The following is a 2671-nucleotide window of genomic DNA, read 5'->3' as shown; positions in this document are numbered from 1 at the left end:
CCCCCCCCCCCCCCCCCCCCCCCCCCCCCCCCCCCCCCCCCCCCCCCCCCCCCCCCCCCCCCCCCCCCCCCCCCCCCCCCCCCCCCCCCCCCGTTTACACGCCGACGACGCAAAACGCGATCCTCTGTGGTCTCGTGGGCTCGGAGTTGTGTATAAGAGACAGGCTCTCGCCCGTAGTCTGGTGGCCTCAAAAAAAGGACGACTCTGAAGCGGATCATTCGCCCTAGGAGATAAAAGTTTAACCCTTTCATCCAGTTCTTTATATTTAGCAGATGCCTGATCCAACTCATTTCGTTTTCCGGACAGCGTATTCGTTTCTGCATCACGGGCATGAATACTGGAGCTTAAACGGGTATTGAGCGTATTAATCTCTTCATCCACTTTCGCCAGCTCAGATTGTGCAGCAGCAAGATTTTTTTGTGCCACCTCCACAGCCCGGGCCTCTTCACTCAATGCTGCCAGGCGTTTCTCTTCATCCTCAGCCAGTTTCAATTGGCGTTCTGTTTCAGCCTGCTCCTTCTCTATCTCTTTACGTCGTTGTTCTGCTTCCTGAAAAGCCTTTTCCGCAGCTTCCGCTTCTTTACGGGCTTTTTCTTCTGCTTTTGCAAGGCGCAACCGCTCTGCTTCTGCCTGCATCGCTGCATTATTGGCATGAGCCAGGTCAATAACCTCCGGATGAGTGGAATTATGGCGAAGCGCCTCATTCACAATATCCTTCAGATGTTGAGTCAGCGCATCCCGGTTTGCTTTTGCTTTAGCCTGTGCTTCTGCGGCAGCTTTTGCTCGGGCAGCCTGTTCTGCCTGCGTTTTCTTCAATTGAGCAGTAGACCATTTAGCTGTGGCATGAATGGCTGCAGAACTTTCACTTTTGCTACCTCCAGTTCCACCACCACCGCCAGAGCCACTCCCGTCTGGATTACCATTCAAAAGAGTAATGATTACCTGCCCCTTATCATCATAAGGAACACCATCTTTATAGTACGCTACAGCTGTTTCCATTATAAAATCCTCTTTGACATTAAAAACAAATAGTTAAAAGCAGTATACTGTATATATAATCACTGGTTTTATATACAGTTTAAAATTACGCCGCTGCATTTTCCCTGTCAACCCTGTGGATTTTCATTTTTGTGAAAACGATCAAAAAAACAGCCACCCACACCACGTGCTATTTCCACCCGATGCCACAAAAACCAGCACAAACATTACCGTTCTCAGACCTCATTATGTTTTACTGAAACCATGAGATGAGACACCTATGGGACACTGTAACTTTATGGCATGGCACACACTCCGGGACGCACTGAAAATGACTGGAAGATCGCGTTCACAGTTTTACCGTGATATGCGCTCAGGTCTTGTCAGTTACCGTACCAGCCAGGACGGACGACGGGAGTTTGAAACCAGTGAACTGATCCGGGCATACGGCGAATTAAAGCGGAATGAGACACCAGAAAGGCACACTCAAGGACACTCAGAAAAACCTCATGATCAGCAGACAGAACGCATTCTCCGGGAACTGAATGAGCTGAAACAATGCCTGACGCTGATGCTTGAGGATAAACAAGCCCAGGATACGGAGCGCCGGCGCCAGGAAGCAGAACGGAAACAGCTACAGAATGAGATAGCCCAGCTCAGGCAGGCTCTGGAGCAGGAAAAGAAACGGGGATTCTGGTCCAGGCTGTTCGGTCACTGAACGCGCTCAGAAACTGATGATAAGATAATCTTCGGATAATAACTCACCGAGAATAAATACTTTAAGGTAGGGAGACACTCATGAGACGTACCGGAAACAAACTTTGTCTTATCGCCATGATAACAGCAACAGTAGCTCTCACAGCCTGTACCCCAAAGGGCAGCGTGGAACAACATACCCGGCATTACGTATATGCTTCTGATGACGGTTTTGATCCCAACTTTTCCACCCAAAAAGCCGACACAACACGAATGATGGTGCCTTTTTTTCGGCAGTTCTGGGATATGGGAGCTAAAGATAAAGCGACAGGAAAATCACGGAGTGATGTGCAACAACGCATTCAACAGTTTCACAGCCAGGAATTTTTAAACTCACTCCGGGGTACAACTCAATTTGCGGGTACTGATTACCGCAGCAAAGACCTTACCCCGAAAAAATCCAGGCTGCTGGCTGACACGATTTCTGCGGTTTATCTCGATGGCTACGAGGGCAGACAGTAAGTGGATTTACCATAATCCCTTAATTGTACGCACCGCCGAAACGCGTTCGGTGCGATCACGGCAGCAGACAGGTAAAAATGGCAACAAACCACCCGGAAAACTGCCGCGATCGCACCCGGTAAATTTTAACCACATGCATACCTATGCAGCCAGGTGAATCACGCAGGAATTGCCAGTCAGAGACCGCTGAAACGGATTTTTTTCATACTTTCGGAAGCGAAGAAGACGGGGATTTGAGCAGGAAAACAGAAGTTCAGGGGAATGAGCGCGATCTGGCAATAGAGGCAAAAACACGACTATGAAAGACACACCAGAATCGCGCCCGTATGCGTTTTAACGCGTTCCTGTGTTTTCAGCAAGGTTTATGACTGAAGCGCGTTCCCGGTGCCCCGAACCAACCATTATCCCAAAAAATGCACCGGAAACGCGCTGACAACATTTTAGCCTGTCTCTGATTACCATCCCAGCGAAGGGC

Annotated in this window: 2 protein-coding genes and 1 pseudogene; 2 read left to right on the top strand and 1 reads right to left on the bottom strand. The window is 49.6% G+C overall.

Annotated elements, in window-relative coordinates:
- A pseudogene (locus AC5O77_RS21545) lies at positions 1 to 999 on the bottom strand (hypothetical protein); the annotation flags it as partial.
- A 310-nt stretch (positions 1000 to 1309) separates the two neighbouring features.
- Here AC5O77_RS21545 and AC5O77_RS21540 point away from each other — a divergent pair.
- Complete coding sequence (locus AC5O77_RS21540; RefSeq protein ID WP_001430279.1) at positions 1310 to 1696, top strand: hypothetical protein; 387 nt, start codon at positions 1310 to 1312, stop codon at positions 1694 to 1696.
- Between the two features lie 80 nt (positions 1697 to 1776).
- Entirely contained in the window at positions 1777 to 2196 is a 420-nt protein-coding gene (locus tag AC5O77_RS21535) for an Exc2 family lipoprotein (protein ID WP_001254967.1), read from the top strand.
- Positions 2197 to 2671: the final 475 nt, after the last annotated feature.

Source organism: Stenotrophomonas sp. INTA L402-1 (genome assembly GCF_059295135.1).
Note: the sequence above shows the minus strand (reverse complement) of the source record. Positions and strands in the feature narration are given on the sequence as shown.